The sequence below is a fragment of the Psychrobacter sp. W2-37-MNA-CIBAN-0211 genome (assembly GCF_040309405.1).
GTDB classification, from domain to species: Bacteria; Pseudomonadota; Gammaproteobacteria; order Pseudomonadales; family Moraxellaceae; genus Psychrobacter; species Psychrobacter glaciei.
In genome coordinates, this window is sequence record NZ_JBEOOU010000017.1 from 61,823 (window position 1) to 80,095 (window position 18,273).

An 18,273-nucleotide genomic window follows, 5' to 3' on the forward strand; every position below is an offset into this window, starting at 1 on the left:
CAAAAATGAGTAGGGTGTAAAACAAGCCATGCTTATTTTACACCCCTTGAGCTCAAAAATACCAATGAAGGCACTATTCAATGACAATTCGTTCGGTTGAGCAGCTTATTTTACTTGTGACTCACGGATAAGTTTATAGAGTTTTGGCGGTGAGACCCGATTGACTCTTGTTGCCAGTTTTTCTTGTTTGCCACCAACGATGATGTATTCTTTATTATTACCAAGCGCCTTCACGACCTGTTTAGCAAACTCAGTTGCACTCAACCCTTTACTGGTCGCCTCATCCATCGTGCCTTGGGCACTACCATCTCCTGTGAGCGCGTTAATAGAAACGTTGGTTTGGATAAATCCTGGAAATATCGTCGCAACTTCTATGCCTTGGTCATGCAATTCAGCACGTAAACTGTTTGCCCACATATGCAAGGCTGCTTTGGCTGCCCCATAAGCGCCGCGATATTGCGTACCGAGTAAGCCTGCCACACTTGATATCATCACTACCTTGCCGCCACCTTGTGCGATCATGTCAGGCAACACAAGTCTTGTTAAACGCGTCTGGGCAAAATAGTCTATCTCCATAATTTGCCGTTCGACATCTTCACTGGTCTCCATAATAAGCGAGCGTTGACTGACACCAGCATTATTAATCAGCCAGTCGATTTTTCCTGTCTGTGCGATAGCAGCTTCATAGGCTTCTTTCGCTTGCTCGGCATCACTAATATCAAAAGGCACGATGATATGTTTTTTGCTGTGCTTGCAGCTTTTTTTGACCGCTGCTAATTTTACCTCATCACGACCACTCAAAATAATCCGAGCACCGCGTTTGGCAAAAGCAATGGCTAAGGCTTCGCCAATACCGCTAGAAGCACCGGTTATCCAAATGGTTAATTCTTTCACTTTGGTTTTCATAAGAATCCTTTCTTAAAGCAATAAATAATCAATCATATAGGAGAGGGCAGGTAGTCTGCTATTTAGATTTGTAGTCTTATTATTTGAACTTGGCACTTAATCGAGGCCAAAAAAAGAGCCTCAATTGAGACTCTCTTTTATAGTATTAATTTAATCGTGTTTCTCTAACCAGTCGGCTTAACCACCAAAGTCATCAAGCATGATGTTTTCGTCTTCAACACCAAGGCTATGCAACATGTCGATTACCGCCGCGTTCATCATCGGTGGCCCGCACATGTAGTATTCACAGTCTTCTGGATTTGGATGATCTTTTAGATACTCTTCTAGCAAGACGTTATGGATAAAGCCAGTATAGCCATCCCAATTGTCTTCAGGAAGTGGATCAGATAGGGCAACATGCCACTCAAAGTTCGCAAACTCTGCTTCTAGTTGATCATAGTCTTCAACATAGAACATCTCACGAATTGAGCGCGCACCGTACCAAAAGCTAATCTTACGATCAGAGTTCAAACGTTTTAGCTGATCAAAGATGTGCGAGCGCATTGGTGCCATACCTGCACCACCACCGACGAAAATCATCTCAGTTTCGGTATCTTTGGCAAAGAACTCACCATAAGGACCTGAAACCGTCACTTTATCGCCAGGCTTTAAGCTAAATGTCCAAGAAGACATCTTACCTGGTGGGATACCGTCAGGACCACGTGGCGGCGGACTGGCGATACGAATGTTAAACTTAATCAGGCCTTTTTCTTCTGGGTAGTTGGCCATTGAGTACGCACGGATAACCGGCTCATCAACTTTTGAGACATAGTTGAAAATGCCGAATTTTTCCCAATCTTCTCTATATTCTTCAGCCACATCGAAGTCTTTATAATGTACTTCATGCGGTGGCGCTTCTAGCTGTACATAACCACCAGCGCGGAAGTTAACTTCTTCGCCTTCTGGAATTTTTAGCACCAATTCTTTGATGAAAGTAGCAACGTTATCGTTAGAGACAACTTCGCATTCCCATTTTTGCACATCAAAGAATTCAGGATCAATCTCAATTTTCATGTCTTGCTTGACGGCTACCTGACAGGCTAAGCGCATGTGATTGCGGATTTCGCCTTGAGTAAAATAGCCTTCTTCAGTCGGCAAGATAGAACCGCCGCCTTCAATAACGCGGCAACGACACTGCGCACAAGTACCACCGCCACCACAGGCTGAAGATAAGAAAATACCTTCGCTCGCCAGTGTTTGCAGCAGTTTACCACCTGCGGGTGTCACGACGTCATTATCGGGATTATCATTGATATGGATGGTAACATCGCCTGAACTGACCAGTCTTGAGCGTGCCGCCAAAATAATGGCGACAAGGCCCATGATGATCAAGGTAAACATAGCAACGCCACCAATCGCCGTAGCGTAATCCATGGTAGGTATCCTTAATCTATGGAGTAGGGGTGCGAAAGAACGTCATTGCGTTTTTTCTGAACCCCTACCGAATAAATGAATTAAATAGGTCAAATCGCTAAATAAGGTTTTAAGCTTAGCGGTCTAGATTGACATACCGCCGAAAGACATAAAGCCAAGTGACATCAGACCAACTGTGATAAAGGTAATGCCAAGACCACGCAGCGGTGCTGGAATGTCTGAGTATTTTAGCTTTTCACGGATACCGGCCAATGCGGTAATCGCCAATGCCCAACCGAAACCTGCGCCTACGCCATATACCATCGATTCGCCAAAGTTATAGTCACGCTCAACCATAAATAGTACACCACCTAAGATGGCACAGTTGACAGTGATGAGCGGTAAGAATACCCCAAGGGCGTTATACAGACTTGGAACGAACTTATCCAAGAACATCTCTAGAATCTGTACGGTCGCAGCAATTAGACCAATATAACTGAGCAAGCCCAAAAAGCTTAAGTCAATATCTGGAAAACCTGCCCATGCCAGCGCACCGTCTTTTAGGATGAACTGAAATAGTAAGTTGTTTAATGGCACAGTGATGGCCATTACGACGACAACTGCAACACCTAAGCCGATAGCGGTTGAAACCTTCTTTGATACTGCCAAGAAAGTACACATACCTAAGAAGTAGGCAAGCGCCATATTCTCAATAAAGACTGAGGTTATAAATAAACTAACATAATGTCCCATTAGTGACCGCCTCCATGTGCCATGCCTTTAGACTGCGGCTTCATTACAAACTCGGCTTCTTCAACCTGCTCTGGTTTCCAAATACGAACAATGGCAATGAATAATCCAATGATAAAGAATGCTGACGGTGGCAACAGTAATAGACCGTTTGGAATGTACCAACCGCCATCAGTGACAGGCTGTAGGATAGTGATACCAAACCATGTACCTGAGCCAAGTAGCTCACGGATGGTCGCGACAAACAACAGTACCGCAGAGTAACCAAGACCATTACCAATACCATCTAAAAAGCTGGGTACGGGTGGATTGCTCATCGCAAATGCTTCAGCACGGCCCATCACGATACAGTTGGTGATGATCAAACCAACGAAAACTGACAAGCCCTTGCTGACATCATAAGCCACGGCTTTTAGCACCTGATCGACCAAGATAACCAGTGAGGCAATGATGGTCATCTGTACAATAATACGAATACTTGATGGGATTTGCTTACGAATAATAGAGATAAAGAAGCTCGAAAACGCCGTTACCAGTGTCAACGCCACACACATCACCAACGCATTGGCCATGCTGGTCGTCACCGCCAATGCCGAACAGATACCTAAGATCTGTAGGGCAATGGGGTTATTATCAAAGATAGGCGAGGTTAAAATACTTTTAGTGTCAGCCATGTTATGCCTCCTTGCCGTTTGCTACTGGTAGGGTCGCTGCCAGTTCGGTTGTCGGTTGAGCGCTCTTATTGTCTGGTTGTGTCGACTGGCTCGCTTGGGCATCAACGCTATCAAGCGTTTTACCGTTCTGTTCACGTAGCAAATCTAGGTAAGGCTTATAACCTTGCTCACCCAACCAAAACTGAATCATGTTGCTCACACCGCGACTGGTTAGCGTCGCACCGCTGATACCATCAACCCAGTTATCTTTTGGATTGCCCGCTTTGGTCACACCTGTTGCCACGTCACCGTTTTCGTCATATGAGTGGATACCAGTCCACATCGCGCGCCATTTTGGCTCTTCGATGCGAGCGCCAAGACCTGGGGTTTCTTTATGCTCATAAAAACTGATACCTTTGATGGTATTCATGTCACTTTCGAGCGTTAAGAAACCATAAATCGTACCCCATAGGCCATAGCCTTGAATCGGCAGTACAACCATCTCAGGCTTACCCGCGTCATCGTTTTTGACATAAACTTTGGCGTATTTAGGTTTACGACCAATACTGGCTGGATCGTTATCACCTAGATCATCGCTTAGTGCTTTGTTTTTGGTGGCTTGACTGGCGTCATAAGCATTACGATCAGGGATGCCTGCCGCTTTTAGTGCGGCGTCATCTACATAATTGCCTTTATTCAAATCAATGATTTTTACTTCAAAATCTTTGAATCGCTCAGCAACGTCGTCAGCAGTATCAGATTCAGCATCGTACATATCGGCTGCGACTAAAATGTTTTTGTTGCGGTCTAAGCGCGCATTTTCGACTTGCGCTGGTTTTAGACCCACCGCGACTGCTGAGACCAATACGGAACACACCAAACATAGCGTCAACGCTACGCTGATGGTTTTCGCGTTGTTACTTTTGGGCTTGGACATAGCGAACCCTCCGAGCGGTTTGGCGTTTGATGTTTGCTTGAGTCACAAAATAATCAAACAATGGAGCAAATAAGTTGGCAAATAGAATGGCCAGCATGATGCCTTCTGGGAAAGCTGGGTTGATGACACGAATCAATACCGTCATAAAACCAATCAAAATACCATAAGCCCAGCGGCCTTTATTGGTATGCGCAGCTGAGACAGGATCGGTCGCCATAAAGACTGCACCGAATGCAAAGCCACCAATGACTAGATGCCAGTAAAAAGGCAAGCTCATCATCATATTGTCTTTAGAGCCAATCATATTGAATACAAGAGACGTAGCAATCAAACCGACCACACAACCTGCCATGATGCGCCATGAGGCAATACGCGTCCATAGTAGAACTGCGGCACCCATTAATATTGCTAGCGTCGATACTTCACCGATACTGCCTTGCATGTTGCCTAAGAACGCGTCACTCCAAGTGATTGCATTACCATAGACATCGACGAAATCCTGAGGTACTACACCAAGTGCCGCTAGGCCAAGTGGTGTCGCTCCTGAGAAGCCATCAACCGCTGTCCATACTGAGTCGCCTGACATGTAAGCAGGATACGCAAAGTATAGGAACGCACGACCCGATAGGGCAGGGTTCAAGAAGTTTTTGCCCGTACCACCGAATACTTCTTTTGCCACGACCACACCAAAGATAATACCTAGGGCTACTTGCCATAAAGGAATATCTGGTGGTAGACATAGTGCAAATAGTACGGAGGTCACAAAGAAGCCTTCATTGACTTCATGCCCGCGCACGACGGCAAAGATAATCTCACAGAGAATACCAACGCCGAAGGTCACAAGGTAGATTGGCAAAAACTGCATCGCACCATAGACGAAGCTTGCCCAGATACTGTCTGGGTTATAGCCTGCCATGCTGGTAATGATGGTACGCCAGCCTTCAGGTTGTAAGCCAAGCTGAGTGATAGCAGTTAGTGCTTGATGACCGATGTTGTACATACCCCAAAACATTGCTGGGAACGTACATAGCCATACGGTAATCATAATGCGTTTTAGATCAATACCGTCACGCACGTGTGAGGACGCGTATGCCGTTGAGCTTGGTTGACGCAAAAAAGTATCAAACATCTCAAAGATGGCATAGTATTTTTCGTGTTTGCCACCTTTGGTGAAAGACGGCTCCATACGATCGAACATATTGTGTAAAAATTTCATCGTGGTTAGCCCTCCAGTTCAATGCGCGTCAAGTTATCACGCAAAATATCACCGAATTCATATTTGCCAGGAGAAACGAAGGTGCATAATGCTAAATCTTCTTCGTCCAATTCAAGTACGCCCAAGTCTACTGCCGTGATAATGTCTTCAACGATTAACGCGCGCAATAGTTGCGTTGGCAGATAGTCTTGTGGCATGACCTCTTCGTAAACCCCGATAGGCACCATCGCTCGCGGTGAGCCGTTACTCGTGGTGGTAAAGTTATACTTTTTGCCACCAAAAAACTGCGAAATATAGATAGGCAGTTTTGAGAAACGGTTTGCACCTGGACTAAAGAAGTGAAATGCTGGACGCTCATGACCTTCAGGTAAAACGCTGATCTGGTCATGGAAACGACCAACATAAGCACTATTCGAGAATGACTGGCGACCTGATAGCACTGAACCTGAAATAATACGGTTCTCGCCATCGATCAGCTGACCTTTCGTCAAGGCTGTGATATCAGCACCACGTTCGGTTGCGATTAGGTGCGGATTTTTGACCGCAGGGCCTGCTAAGCTAAGCATACGACGTGTATATAAGCGACCGGTGGTAAATAATTTACCAATCGCAATCACGTCTTGATAGCCAATCGTCCAGACGCTCACGCCGCGCATGATAGGATGCAAGAAGTGAATGTGTGTGCCAGCCAGACCTGCTGGATGTTTGCCAGCAAAGCTATGATACTCAGTGACATTATTGGCCGCGGTTTTCGCAACTGGCGTCAACTGGGCATCACCATGATGGCAGACAAAGGTCTTTGGGCTGAGCGTCGATAGTACCGCAAGTCCGTCATTGAACGCTTGCAGTTGCTCATTAATCAGCAGCATCGGGTCAAACGCTAATGGATTGGTATCCATCGCGGTGACAAAGATGGCATGCGGACGAGCACCGATTTCGGGAGCGCGGCTATAGGGACGCGTACGAAACGCCGTCCATTCGCCAGAGGCGAGCAGTTGGGTTTCAACGGTTTCTGAGTCTAGGTCAGCCAGTTGCTGGGAGTCATAGCGCTGAAAGTCTATTTCCTCACCATTGGGATCGACCGCAATGACAAGACTCTCGAACACACGACGCTCACCGCGTTTGATCGCGATAACTTTACCCGCAGCAGGTGCCGTATAGATAACGCCAACCCGTTTTTTATCTTCAAAAACGGGCTGACCTTTTGCTACGGTGTCACCTTCTTTGACATTCATTGTGGGCTTCATACCCACATAATCATAGCCAACGAGTGCCACATGGGCAGGTCTGTGCTCAGATATCTCGCGGGAGGGTTCACCAGTGATGGGCAAATCCAAACCTTTTTTGATGGTAATCATAAGCGAAAACTTAGTCCATAGTCTAAAACGATACCAGACGTCCTGTTTGGTATATCGGTAGCATGAACATCTGCGTCATTTAATAAAGCCCTCATGTATCTCTTCCCATAGCAAGGCGAAGAAAAAGGGCTCAAATATAACGCTTGATCATAACTACTAGTAAGAGTATTAACGCTGACCTTAGACTCCTTAACAACACGTTAATGTCTTATTCGAATTACCAAAGTGGCGACTGGCTACCAAGGTGTATGGCAAAATCATCCAATCAAAGTCTATTGTCAAAGCTGGTTGCTAAAAGCAATTGCTTTAAAAAAGACAGTTTTGCCATACGATTTATTAAAATCTTAAAATTTGTACATCCAGAGTGATGGGCTTAAAAACAAGAGTGAATCAAATAAATAACCGATGAATGCAAAGTATCATTCAAGCGAGATAGTCATTTAGAGCGTAATGGCGCAGATCAACCTATCGCAGATTGCCTGTTTAGAGTTCTAATATCATCCGTTCAACAATATATCAGCCAATTATCTACAAACACAATTGGCTGTTGTTCGATTCATCCTGACCGCCATGCAGCATTGGCTCACTTATGAGTGAATAAAAATGCACAGTACATGGTTGCTATCACTTAGAAACAAATACAAATTTACCTAGGATTATACGCTAAATTGACCTAAAATTGCCAGTTAGTAATTGAATTTACCTAATGTTGCTAGTACCTTCTAGTGCTCAAACTTATGGTTATGGTTGTCGATATTTTTATTTATTCATACTACACGATCATAAAGTTTTTAAGATAATCGTGAGTCGGTTTTGAGAGCCAATTTCTATCAGATCATTTTTTGAATGAGGCTTGCTTATCACTGTTTAACTGATTTATTGTTTTACTTTGCCGTTTATTCTTATTTTTTAATATTACGTTTTATAAGGAATGCTATATGTGTGCTGTCCCTGTCATTATCCCCGCTATTGATTTAAAAGATGGTAAATGTGTGCGCTTAAAACAAGGCCGTATGGAAGATGATACGGTGTTTTCAGATGACCCTGTCGCTGTAGCAGCACGTTGGGTAAATGAGGGCGCGCGCCGGTTACATCTGGTCGATTTGAACGGCGCATTTGATGGGGTGCCAGTACATAAGCAAGTTGTCAACGACATCGCCAAAGCTTTTCCGCAGCTGCCTATTCAATTGGGCGGCGGTGTGCGTAATATGAACACAATTGAGCAGTACATCACTGCCGGACTGACCTATATTATTATTGGCACCAAAGCGGTTGAAGATCCTGATTTTGTGACCGAGGCTTGCCGCGAGTTTGCTGGACATATTATCGTAGGTATCGATGCCAAAGACGGCATGGTGGCGACTCATGGCTGGGCGAATGTGACAGACACCAAAGCCACCGAGCTTGCCAAACGCTTTGCCGATGTGGGCGTGTCTTCAATCGTTTATACTGATATTGCCCGTGACGGCATGATGCAGGGTGTCAACGTCGAGCAGACAGTCAATTTGGCGCGCGAAGGTGGCTTGCCAGTGATTGCTTCGGGCGGTGTGACCAATATGCAAGATATCGAATTGCTTAAACCTTATGGTGATTGTATTGAAGGCATTATTACTGGCCGCGCTATCTATGAAGGCACGTTGGACTTAGCGGAAGCACAACGTTATTTAGATAGCTAATTGATTTAGACAATTAATGGGTTTAAATGGTTAATAATGGGCTATATTAATTTTTAGCCCATTTAGTTGCTCCCATTAAGTTCTGCACGTTTAGACTGAGGACACTTGCTAGTTTTTAATCGTAATATTACCCAGCAAAAACACTGAGCAAAGGATGCTTATGGCCGCTTATCTTGACCGCCTAATGACACGCAAGTTTTTAACGGTATGGGGTCAGCTGCTGTTACTACTAAGCCTCGTTTTTACTTTACCCGCTTACGCTGCTGGTGAAGATATAGCAAGTGTCACGACGGCCTTGGGTATAGAGAGTACGCTAGAAGAAGTGCCTAATCCTGTTGCCACAGAAGGCGAGACCTCTGTAGAAGCCGACTCACAAAGTTTGCCACCTCCTGCCGATCCACCTGTGATTAGTGGCGAGAGTACCAACAATGCTCAAATCGAAACCACACCTACCCCTCTAAAAGACAATGACATTCGTCAACGTATCAACGGTATTTTTTCTGAAATAGAAGGGCTGCAGGCGGTCAGTGTCAGCGTTACTCAAGGCGTTGTGACGTTAGCAGGAGAAACTCCCAACGAAAAAAAGGCGCAACAAGCCTTTAATTTGACCAATCGTTTGACGGATGTGGTCACCGTCGAGGACAATATCAATCGAACGCTGGATGTTCAGGATAATGTCACGACGGTTTATCAAGGTCTTAAAGCACAAGTTAAAAACCTAGTCAAAGCCGTGCCCTTACTGTTGGTTGGTATTGTTATCTTTGGCTTGGTCACATGGTTTGGTAGTTGGTTTTCGAATCGAAAAAAAATGTGGCAACGGCTCACGCCCAATCCTTTCGTCGCTGAACTGTTGGCACAAACCGTCAAAGTAATCTTTATTATTTTTGGTTTGATTTTAGCGCTGAGTTTGATAGGGGCAGAGACGATATTAGGCACGTTACTTGGCGGTGCTGGTGTCATTGGTATCGCGGTTGGTTTTGCGGTCAAAGATACCATTGAGAACTATATTGCCTCTTTGATGCTGAGTATTCGTCAGCCGTTTCGCGCTCGTGATCAGATTGTCATCAACGGGCAAGAAGGCATTGTGGTGCGTTTGACCTCACGTGCGACGATTTTGATGACTTTAGATGGCAATCAGCTACGTATTCCAAATGCCGAAGTCTTTAAAGGCACTATTCTAAATTACACCAAAAACCCTGAACGGCGCTTTACCTTTGAGTTGGGTGTCGATGCCAATGACGACCCACTTGCGGCCATTAAAGTTGGTATCGATGCGATATGTCAGTTGGATTTTGTTTTAGATGAACCCAAAGCCATTGCGGTCATTACCAATGTTGGCGACTCCAATATTATTCTAGAGTTTCAGATCTGGGTGGATCAATCAGAAACAGATTTTGCCAAAGCACGCAGTATTGCCATACGCGAAACCAAGCACGCCTTAGAGAACGAAGGATTTAGTCTCCCTGAACCCATCTATCGTCTACGCTTTAATGATGAGTTAGAAAAAGCTTTGGAGCATCTGCAAGGCAATAACCGCTCTAACCAAGCTAATGGGACTAATGCTGATATGACGATTACACCGACGACACCAGAATCTATAGATATCAATAAAGTCGAGAATAGCAGTGCTGATGACAAAGACAAAAAACAAGCCAAAGCCCGCGCTAAATATATTCTGCAAGGACGTAGTGCTGAAGAGGTGTTGAGCGCCCGTCCTGACGAAAAGTTAATGGAAAAAGTCGAACAAGAAATTGCTGAAAATTCAGATGAGACCGATTTATTGAGTAATAATAGTCCGCAAGAATAAATATCTAAGCAATCTTAAAACTAGGCATAAAAAATGCAGTGAAACGTATAAGACAGTTATCATATAAAATATACGAGACATTTTTATGCAAATGAAGCATCTGATTATATTCGCCCTAGCTGGTATTGTTCTCTTAATTGGTTTTAACATGTTTAATAGCAATCGCCACGAGAGTCGGATAGCGGCGGCGACCAGTAGCACCACATCGCCGGACACTACTATCAGCTCTGAAGATACCGTGAACGTTACCACAGATATCGCAAACCAGCCTCTTGGTAAGCAGCCTAAAGCCATTCTCGATAATGCCACTGCCCAAATAGAGCAAGCAGAGCAGGTCAGTCAAGAGCGCGTAGAGCAGATGAGTGCTGCGCAGTAGTTGACCAGTTATCACTTACTCATCGCGCACAAAAAAAGGCTAAAGATAAACTTTAGCCTTTTTTATTACGATCAGTTCTTATTGAGAGTTAGCTTTTTTTGCTTGCGCCTTTATTGTTTCGGCTACTGCTTTTTCTAGCGGGGCTCTTCTTTGGCTGATCTTTTTTCGTTTGATTCATCTCGCTAGATTGCAGCTTCGCTTTAAGATCAAAGTCGATTTGTAGCAGATCCATATTGACCCCAGCTACTTTTACTTTGACCAAATCGCCCAAGCCAAATAACGTACCTTTATCTTTACCAATGAGTTGCTGTTGCTGCTCATCATAGACAAAGAAGTCATCGCCGACATTAGAGATATGAACCAAGCCATCGATATATAGGTCAGTTAAGGTCACAAATAAACCGAAGCTAGTAACCGTTGTCACCACACCGTCGAACTCTTCACCGACGTGATCTTTCATATAATGACACTTGAGCCAAGATTCTACGTAGCGCGATGCTTTTTCAGCACGGCGTTCAGTATCTGAAGTCTGTGTGCCAGCACCTTCTAAAGAGAAGTCCATCGCTGGCTGCTGACTTTTAGTCACTTTTGCTTTAATCGCGCGATGCAGCATGAGGTCAGGATAACGGCGAATCGGCGAGGTAAAGTGGCTATACTCGTCATAAGCCAAACCAAAGTGACCAATATTGTCAGGCGAATAATTCGCTTGCATCATTGAGCGCAATAGCATGCTATGGATACTAATCGCATCAGGTCTCTCTTTGGTGGCTTCGATAATCCGCTGATAATCCGCTTGCGTTGGGTTTTCTTCTGGGAAGCTTAAACCAAAGTTTTTCGCGTATTCATGGACACGTAACGATTTTTCGCCATCAGGTTTATCATGGTTACGATATAGGACCGGTAGCTCATTTTTTAGCGCAAAATTGGCAGCACAGGTATTGGCGAGCAGCATACACTCTTCAATAAGCTTATGTGCATCACCACGAGTACGCGGCAAGATGGCTGCGATACCACCTTTTTCATTGAACTTGATATAAGTTTCAACCGTCTCAAACTCCATTGCATGACGCTCTTCACGCTTTTGCAGTAGTAGTTCATACAATTGATGCAGGGTATCGACAGATTTTTTGACTGCTTTATTGCCGGTTAATGAATCAGGGATACTAGGATCTTTTGGATTCTCAAGATAGGCATTCACTTGGTTATAAGTCAAGCGTGCTTGTGAATGAATCACTCCAGGATAAAAATCATAACCGGTGACCTTGCCTGCGCGAGATATCTTGATATCAGCAACCATACATAGACGATCAAGGTCTGGGTTCAATGAGCATAGACCGTTAGACAGTACTTCAGGTAGCATCGGGATCACGCGATGTGGGAAATATACTGACGTCCCACGCTCATAAGCATCTTGATCAAGTGGCGAATTTGGGGTGACGTAATGACTCACATCAGCAATCGCTACCAAGACACGATAGTTACCACCAGAGCGTTTTTCAGCAAATACGGCATCATCAAAGTCACGCGCATCTTCACCATCGATGGTAATGAGAGGTAAATCACGCAAGTCTGTACGACCTTTTATATCTTTTTCAGTCGGCTCTTTATAGTCATTGGCCTGTTTAAGCGTCGCTTCACTAAAATCAGACGGAATGTCGTAGTTGAGCAGGGTAGTCTCGATGATTAATTCACGATCGTTATCATCAGATAAGACTTCAGTGATTTTACCAGTGGCAAACTCATGCTGATTTGGCCAGTCGATAATATCTACTTTGACTGGTGCGCCTTGCTTAACTTCGAGAGCTTGCACATTCTCTTCAGTCACTGTAATCGGCTGATGGTTATTGGGACTGCCAAGCTCAACACAGTAGCCATCTTCATCACGCGCAAGCGTACCGATGAAATTATTTTGACGACGCTCGACGACATCGACGATACGCCCTTCGGTACGACCACGGTTATCCGTTGAGGTACCAACCGCTTCAACGGTATCGCCATTAAAGACCCAGCGCATTTGTTTTTCGTGCAAGAATAGGTCAGGCATGTCGCTTAGTAACACGAAACCAAAACCTTTTGGATGCGCGGATACTGTACCCGTTACGATATCTTGCTTGGTCACTGTGCGGTAGCGATAAGGACGACCTTCTCGGTTTACTTGTCCATCGCGTGCCATTGCTTTTAGGCGATTGCCTAAAGCGTCAAACTGATCAGGATCATCAATATTAAAGGCTTTTGCCAATTGTTGATGCGTGACTTCGCCATGCTCATTAATCGTGCCGAGTATCAGCTCGCGACTAGGAATGGGATTGTCATATTTTTTTGCCTCACTTGAGGCGTTTGGATCGTTCCAACTCATAAATTACCGTATCTATTTTTAAAATTATTAATAATGGCTATCTTAACACGAACGACATGGCAATATCTTGCGTCAATTGTCTTAAGTGTATTCGGTAGCAGGAAGTTGTCATCTTTAATCGGCAACAACTATCAAAAAATCAAATGTCGATATCGACTGTACCTGATTTATTGGTTATTTTTTTACTATCTATCTCTTTCGATACTTCTAATACTGTCGTTTGATTAGACTTATCCAAATATTTTTGCGCTTTATCGACTTCAGTGGTCAAAGTATTGACCGTCTGCTTCATATTTTCTAGCGCTTCAATTTTGTAATTACTGATCATATCCATCGTATCATAGACATTATTAAAGGCATTTTGTAGTTTATCAAGCTCAATAGTGCTACTGGTTGCTTGCTCATGAATTTCACCAGACTGGCGTTTGAGCATGGCTGAGGTTGATTCAATTAAGCTGCTTGTCGTTTTGTTTAAAGCAGTAATTTGATCAAGTACTAGTTTCTGATTGGTCATCGCTTGTGCAACGACGACAGCCGTACGTAGCGCAGATACGGTGGTTGTGGTCGCCCGATCTACACCTTTAATCAACTCTAGATTGTTTCTACGAATGGTATCAAGCGCCAGATAACCTTGGACATTAACCGCCAACTGGGTTAAAAAGTCCGTATTTTTTTGACGTACATAAAACAGCATCTCTTCTTTAATAATACGAGCTTTTTCAGGGTCAGTTGCCTCTATGGCATATACTTTTTGCTCTAGTTGCTCATCGATTTTTTTGCCGACGTAGACATACTGGCGAATAGATTGCATCAGCTCCCACATATTGACTTTTTCTTGCTCAATCATCGCATTGTCTTTGAGTAGCTCATCTTTACCATTATATAGACTGGTGACCACCGCGTTAATATGTGATTGTGCTGATTCATATTGGCGGAAGTAATCTTGTACTTTATTGCCAAATGGAATGAGACCGAATAATTTACGTGAGCTGGTCAGCTCTTTTTTGCTCGGATCCAAATCTTCGACGATACCGCGTAACTCAGTCAATGATTTTGCAATAGGGGAGTTATCGAACAAGCTGTCATTGAGGCTTTTCGCAGGCAACGCTAACATACGATTGGATATTTGTGCTGATTCGCGGATTTCTTTATTGCCCAAATTATGAATAGATTGCACGTTTTGTTGAAACTCAGCGCTACGTACAGAGTTATTCAGTACGTGATCAACGAACGCATCGACCTTGGCATCAAGTTCTGGGATCTGGTTTTCATCCAACTTGACCATCTGATCAGCTTCACTTTTTTGTATTTCTTTGACCGGTTCAGGTGGTGTTAGAGAGATACTTGGCGTAGAGGCGTTTTCGGGTGGGGTCAATTCTTGCATGAAGTTTCCTATAATATCTGAGAGAGGCAGTGTTTTTTGCCAACAACGTCAATAGTCGTGGTACACGGTATCTTTATACATTTGATAATTTTTATTTGCACAAGATTTCTTGCATAGGAAGAAATGGATATACAACAGACCTTTAGACTACCTTGTAATTAAAAGACTGAGAAGACAGATTTTGTAAATCATGGTCAGTTTAATATATCTATGGAACCGTTTATGACACTATTATTTGTAAGGTTAAATAGTAAAAAACCACCAATATCCCGCAGCATATTGATGGTTAAGATTATAAATATCTACGTCAACTTAAAACCATGTCAACTTACAGCCACCACTAACAGTCATCTAACGAATAGATTACTTTTTCTTAGTTGGTCCAAGCAGCATACCCATTTGACGACCTTCCATCTTAGGGTACTGCTCGACGTTTGAGATATCAGCGGTATCTTCAATAATACGATCAAGTTGTTTGCGACCAATATCTTGGTGCGCCATTTCACGTCCGCGGAAACGGATGCTAATTTTAACTTTGTCTTGATCTTCCAAGAAGCTAACGATTTTTCTCAGTTTTACCTGATAATCGGCTTCTTCGGTACTTGGACGTAGCTTCATCTCTTTGAGCTGAGTCTGTTTTTGGTTTTTCTTAGCTTCTTTTGCCTTTTGCTTTTGATCATAGAGGAAATGCTTATAATCCATGATTTTACATACTGGCGGCTTAGCTTCAGGAACCAATTCAACCAAATCTAGACTGTCTTCACGTGCCGCTTTCATCGCGGTGTCGATATCGACCACGCCCATTTGTTCACCGTCTTCTTTGACCAGACGGACTTCTTTGGCACTGATATCTTCGTTGATGTTCAAACGGTTGGACTGTTTAATAGGTATTACTCCTCATCTGTTTTTGGGTTCTGTCGGCCTTTCTCAGCGACAGCTGTCTGTACTAATACAATAAATTCAGGAACGCTCATCACGCCAAGGTTTTCACCTTCGCGAGTACGGACATTAACACTGCCCGATTCGACTTCTTTATCCCCTAATACTAGCATATAGGGAATACGTTCTAATGTTTTCTCTCGTATCTTAAATCCAATCTTTTCGTTACGCAAGTCACTAATGGCGCGCAAACCTGCATTTTTTAGTTCACTGACGACGTTTTCACAAGCTTCGCCTTGTTTATCGGTTATATTCATGACGACTACTTGCTGTGGTGCTAGCCATACTGGCATCCAACCCGCATAGTTTTCAATCAAGATACCGATAAAACGCTCGAACGAACCCAAAATTGCACGGTGTAGCATAATAGGTACTTCGCGCTCATTTTGCTCGTTAACGAATTCCGCATCGAGGCGCTCTGGCATATTCGGATCAACCTGAATGGTACCGCACTGCCACACGCGTCCTAACGAGTCTTTTAGACTGAATTCAATCTTCGGACCATAAAACGCGCCTTCACCTGGCAGATAATCCCAATCAAGCCCTGAATTATCAAGTGCATCGGCCAAAGCTTTTTCGGCAAAGTCCCAAGACTCATCGCTACCGACGCGTTTTTCAGGACGTGTCGAGAGTTTCATAATAATGTTATCGAAGCCGAAATCTTCATAGACTGCAAGCGTTAGCTTAATGAAATCAGCGACTTCTTGCTGAATCTGCGCTTGAGTACAGAAGATATGCGCGTCATCTTGAGTAAAGCCACGAACACGCATCAAACCATGCAATGAGCCTGATGGCTCGTTGCGGTGACATGAGCCAAACTCTGCCATACGTAAAGGCAAGTCACGGTAAGACTTCAGACCTTGGTTAAAGACTTGTACGTGGCAAGGGCAATTCATCGGTTTTACGGCATAATCACGGTTTTCACTCGAGGTTGTAAACATGTTGGTTGCATAGTTGCCCCAATGTCCAGAACGCTCCCACAAGCTACGATCAACAATTTGTGGCGTTTTGATTTCTTCGTAGCCATTATCATATTGTACTTTGCGCATATATTGCTCAAGTACTTGATAGATCGTCCAGCCATTGGCATGCCAGAACACCATGCCGGGTGCTTGCTCTTGCATATGAAACAAATTAAGCGCTTTACCAATCTTACGATGGTCGCGTTTTTCAGCTTCTTCAATACGCTGGATATACGCTTTTAGATCTTTCTTATCCGCCCATGCTGTACCATAGATACGTTGCAGCTGCTCATTCTTAGCATCGCCGCGCCAATAAGCACCAGACATTTTCGTCAATTTAAATACTTTCAAGAATCGCGTGTTTGGCACATGCGGGCCACGGCACATATCGACGTATTCTTGATGATGATATAGACCGAAAGCTTCTTCACCGGGCATATCATTAATCAGCTTGAGCTTATAATCTTCGCCGCGCTCTTCAAAAATCTTAATCACTTCAGCACGTGGCGTTATCTTCTTTATAACGTCATAGTCTTGCTTTATCAACTGCACCATACGTTTTTCTATGGCTTCCATATTCTCAGGTGTGAATGGCGTCTCACTATAAATGTCATAGTAAAAACCATCCTCAATCACCGGACCGATGACCATTTTTACATCAGGATAGAGCTGCTTGACTGCGTGCCCTAATAGATGGGCCGCCGAGTGACGAATGATATCGACACCATCAGCATCTTTTGGGGTAACGATTTCTACCTTGGCATCACGGGTGATTGGATCAGAGGCATCAACCAACTGACCATCTACACGTCCCGCAACCGTCGCTTTGGCAAGTCCTGCACCAATACTTTGTGCCACTTCCATGACAGTCGTGTTGCCTTCAAACTGTTTTACGCTACCATCGGGTAAAGTAATCGCTACCATAATCTATTCACCTTTTTGCGTCCGTTGGCAGTGATGATTGCAACAATCAATCATGTAACCGTAAGACTGCGTCAATTATATCCAACCACTGTGATATGTTGTAAGAGATAGGCATTACTTAAAAGCGCAGACATATAATCGCGTCACGATAATAGAAAACAAGCTGCCTTCTATATTAAGGTTAAGCAGAGCTGCTCTTAAGCAATGTTATAAAAGCGGCTATTATAGCAAAAACCGTCTATAAACACTAGATAGCAAGGGATTAGGTCATCTTCTATATACAGGTGTGCTTTGATCAATATCAAGAGTGATGAATATAGGCGTGATCCGTAGCTACAGATGAACTGTATATTTCATAGCGTAATAAAATCATTCACAGTTTTTGAGGGGTATACTGAGCTTATCTATAATAGACAGGAGCTAAACGCCAAAGACTATGTTTAGAATCTAACTTCAACTTTTAACTTTTAATAATTTGTAGCTAAATAATTGAAATATATAAAGTATTATAGGTATCGCAGAATTAATTTAAAAACCTTCAGTAAAATGGTTGACACAGAATTTAAAGCGTCTATAATACGCCCTCATCAAGACGAGCTGGAAGTAACTAGTGTGTAGATTACACATTAATAACCCA

General features: G+C 43.7%; 14 protein-coding genes. 3 read left to right on the top strand and 11 right to left on the bottom strand.

Annotation, left to right across the window (positions count from 1 at the left end):
* Positions 1-105: 105 nt before the first annotated feature.
* The 7 genes from AAEY72_RS13170 to AAEY72_RS13200 form a co-directional block, all read right to left on the bottom strand.
* A complete protein-coding gene (locus tag AAEY72_RS13170) occupies positions 106-906 on the bottom strand; it encodes an SDR family NAD(P)-dependent oxidoreductase (protein WP_352310857.1) in 801 nt (266 codons plus the stop codon).
* 177 nt (positions 907-1,083) lie between these two features.
* Positions 1,084-2,319, bottom strand: coding sequence for an NADH:ubiquinone reductase (Na(+)-transporting) subunit F (nqrF, locus tag AAEY72_RS13175; protein ID WP_010197298.1), 1,236 nt, complete (start codon positions 2,317-2,319; stop codon positions 1,084-1,086).
* Positions 2,320-2,442: 123 nt separating this feature from the next.
* On the bottom strand, positions 2,443-3,051 hold the full coding sequence (gene nqrE, locus AAEY72_RS13180; RefSeq protein WP_010197300.1) for an NADH:ubiquinone reductase (Na(+)-transporting) subunit E: 609 nt from the start codon (positions 3,049-3,051) through the stop codon (positions 2,443-2,445).
* Positions 3,051-3,722 (bottom strand): NADH:ubiquinone reductase (Na(+)-transporting) subunit D, encoded by a 672-nt coding sequence (locus AAEY72_RS13185; RefSeq protein WP_010197301.1) that lies wholly within the window; start codon positions 3,720-3,722, stop codon positions 3,051-3,053. The genes nqrE and AAEY72_RS13185 overlap by 1 nt, the downstream gene beginning before the upstream one ends.
* Before the next feature lies 1 nt (position 3,723).
* Positions 3,724-4,638: a Na(+)-translocating NADH-quinone reductase subunit C gene (locus tag AAEY72_RS13190; protein ID WP_010197302.1), complete on the bottom strand. Its 915-nt coding sequence runs from the start codon at positions 4,636-4,638 to the stop codon at positions 3,724-3,726.
* On the bottom strand, positions 4,619-5,854 hold the full coding sequence (locus tag AAEY72_RS13195) for an NADH:ubiquinone reductase (Na(+)-transporting) subunit B (RefSeq protein ID WP_010197303.1): 1,236 nt from the start codon (positions 5,852-5,854) through the stop codon (positions 4,619-4,621). The genes AAEY72_RS13190 and AAEY72_RS13195 overlap by 20 nt, the downstream gene beginning before the upstream one ends.
* A 5-nt stretch (positions 5,855-5,859) precedes the next feature.
* Positions 5,860-7,212: a Na(+)-translocating NADH-quinone reductase subunit A gene (locus tag AAEY72_RS13200; protein ID WP_010197304.1), complete on the bottom strand. Its 1,353-nt coding sequence runs from the start codon at positions 7,210-7,212 to the stop codon at positions 5,860-5,862.
* Positions 7,213-8,150: 938 nt separating this feature from the next.
* Here AAEY72_RS13200 and hisA point away from each other — a divergent pair.
* The 3 genes from hisA (at position 8,151) to AAEY72_RS13215 (ending at position 11,071) form a co-directional block, all read left to right on the top strand.
* Positions 8,151-8,888 carry a 1-(5-phosphoribosyl)-5-[(5-phosphoribosylamino)methylideneamino]imidazole-4-carboxamide isomerase gene (gene hisA / locus AAEY72_RS13205; RefSeq protein WP_010197307.1) on the top strand — a complete coding sequence of 246 codons (738 nt, stop codon included), beginning with the start codon at positions 8,151-8,153 and terminating at the stop codon, positions 8,886-8,888.
* Between the two features lie 160 nt (positions 8,889-9,048).
* Positions 9,049-10,695, top strand: a complete 1,647-nt coding sequence (locus AAEY72_RS13210) for a mechanosensitive ion channel domain-containing protein (protein ID WP_352310861.1) — start codon at positions 9,049-9,051, stop codon at positions 10,693-10,695.
* An 85-nt stretch (positions 10,696-10,780) separates the two neighbouring features.
* Positions 10,781-11,071: a hypothetical protein gene (locus tag AAEY72_RS13215; RefSeq protein ID WP_010197317.1), complete on the top strand. Its 291-nt coding sequence runs from the start codon at positions 10,781-10,783 to the stop codon at positions 11,069-11,071.
* A gap of 88 nt (positions 11,072-11,159) precedes the next feature.
* On the opposite strand, the gene rnr is transcribed toward AAEY72_RS13215, so the two are convergent.
* From rnr to thrS, 4 genes are all read right to left on the bottom strand, one after another.
* A complete protein-coding gene (gene rnr, locus AAEY72_RS13220; protein ID WP_352310863.1) occupies positions 11,160-13,427 on the bottom strand; it encodes a ribonuclease R in 2,268 nt (755 codons plus the stop codon).
* Between the two features lie 139 nt (positions 13,428-13,566).
* A complete protein-coding gene (locus tag AAEY72_RS13225) occupies positions 13,567-14,811 on the bottom strand; it encodes a toxic anion resistance protein (RefSeq protein ID WP_010197321.1) in 1,245 nt (414 codons plus the stop codon).
* Positions 14,812-15,174: 363 nt separating this feature from the next.
* The gene (gene infC, locus AAEY72_RS13230) at positions 15,175-15,678 is read right to left on the bottom strand and encodes a translation initiation factor IF-3 (protein ID WP_010197324.1); all 504 of its coding nucleotides are present in this window, start codon (positions 15,676-15,678) and stop codon (positions 15,175-15,177) included.
* 23 nt (positions 15,679-15,701) lie between these two features.
* Positions 15,702-17,636: a threonine--tRNA ligase gene (thrS, locus tag AAEY72_RS13235; protein WP_352310865.1), complete on the bottom strand. Its 1,935-nt coding sequence runs from the start codon at positions 17,634-17,636 to the stop codon at positions 15,702-15,704.
* Between the last annotated feature and the right edge of the window lie 637 nt (positions 17,637-18,273).

What these genes read in the sequence shown, in the direction of transcription:
- rnr (WP_352310863.1), bottom strand. Translation starts at nt 13,427, where the DNA reads ATGAGTTGGAACGATCCAAACGCCTCAAGTGAGGCAAAAAAATATGAC.
- AAEY72_RS13215 (WP_010197317.1), top strand. Translation starts at nt 10,781, where the DNA reads ATGCAAATGAAGCATCTGATTATATTCGCCCTAGCTGGTATTGTTCTC.
- hisA (WP_010197307.1), top strand. Translation starts at nt 8,151, where the DNA reads ATGTGTGCTGTCCCTGTCATTATCCCCGCTATTGATTTAAAAGATGGT.
- AAEY72_RS13185 (WP_010197301.1), bottom strand. Translation starts at nt 3,722, where the DNA reads ATGGCTGACACTAAAAGTATTTTAACCTCGCCTATCTTTGATAATAAC.
- AAEY72_RS13195 (WP_010197303.1), bottom strand. Translation starts at nt 5,854, where the DNA reads ATGAAATTTTTACACAATATGTTCGATCGTATGGAGCCGTCTTTCACC.
- AAEY72_RS13170 (WP_352310857.1), bottom strand. Translation starts at nt 906, where the DNA reads ATGAAAACCAAAGTGAAAGAATTAACCATTTGGATAACCGGTGCTTCT.
- AAEY72_RS13200 (WP_010197304.1), bottom strand. Translation starts at nt 7,212, where the DNA reads ATGATTACCATCAAAAAAGGTTTGGATTTGCCCATCACTGGTGAACCC.
- AAEY72_RS13225 (WP_010197321.1), bottom strand. Translation starts at nt 14,811, where the DNA reads ATGCAAGAATTGACCCCACCCGAAAACGCCTCTACGCCAAGTATCTCT.
- AAEY72_RS13190 (WP_010197302.1), bottom strand. Translation starts at nt 4,638, where the DNA reads ATGTCCAAGCCCAAAAGTAACAACGCGAAAACCATCAGCGTAGCGTTG.
- AAEY72_RS13210 (WP_352310861.1), top strand. Translation starts at nt 9,049, where the DNA reads ATGGCCGCTTATCTTGACCGCCTAATGACACGCAAGTTTTTAACGGTA.
- nqrF (WP_010197298.1), bottom strand. Translation starts at nt 2,319, where the DNA reads ATGGATTACGCTACGGCGATTGGTGGCGTTGCTATGTTTACCTTGATC.
- nqrE (WP_010197300.1), bottom strand. Translation starts at nt 3,051, where the DNA reads ATGGGACATTATGTTAGTTTATTTATAACCTCAGTCTTTATTGAGAAT.
- thrS (WP_352310865.1), bottom strand. Translation starts at nt 17,636, where the DNA reads ATGGTAGCGATTACTTTACCCGATGGTAGCGTAAAACAGTTTGAAGGC.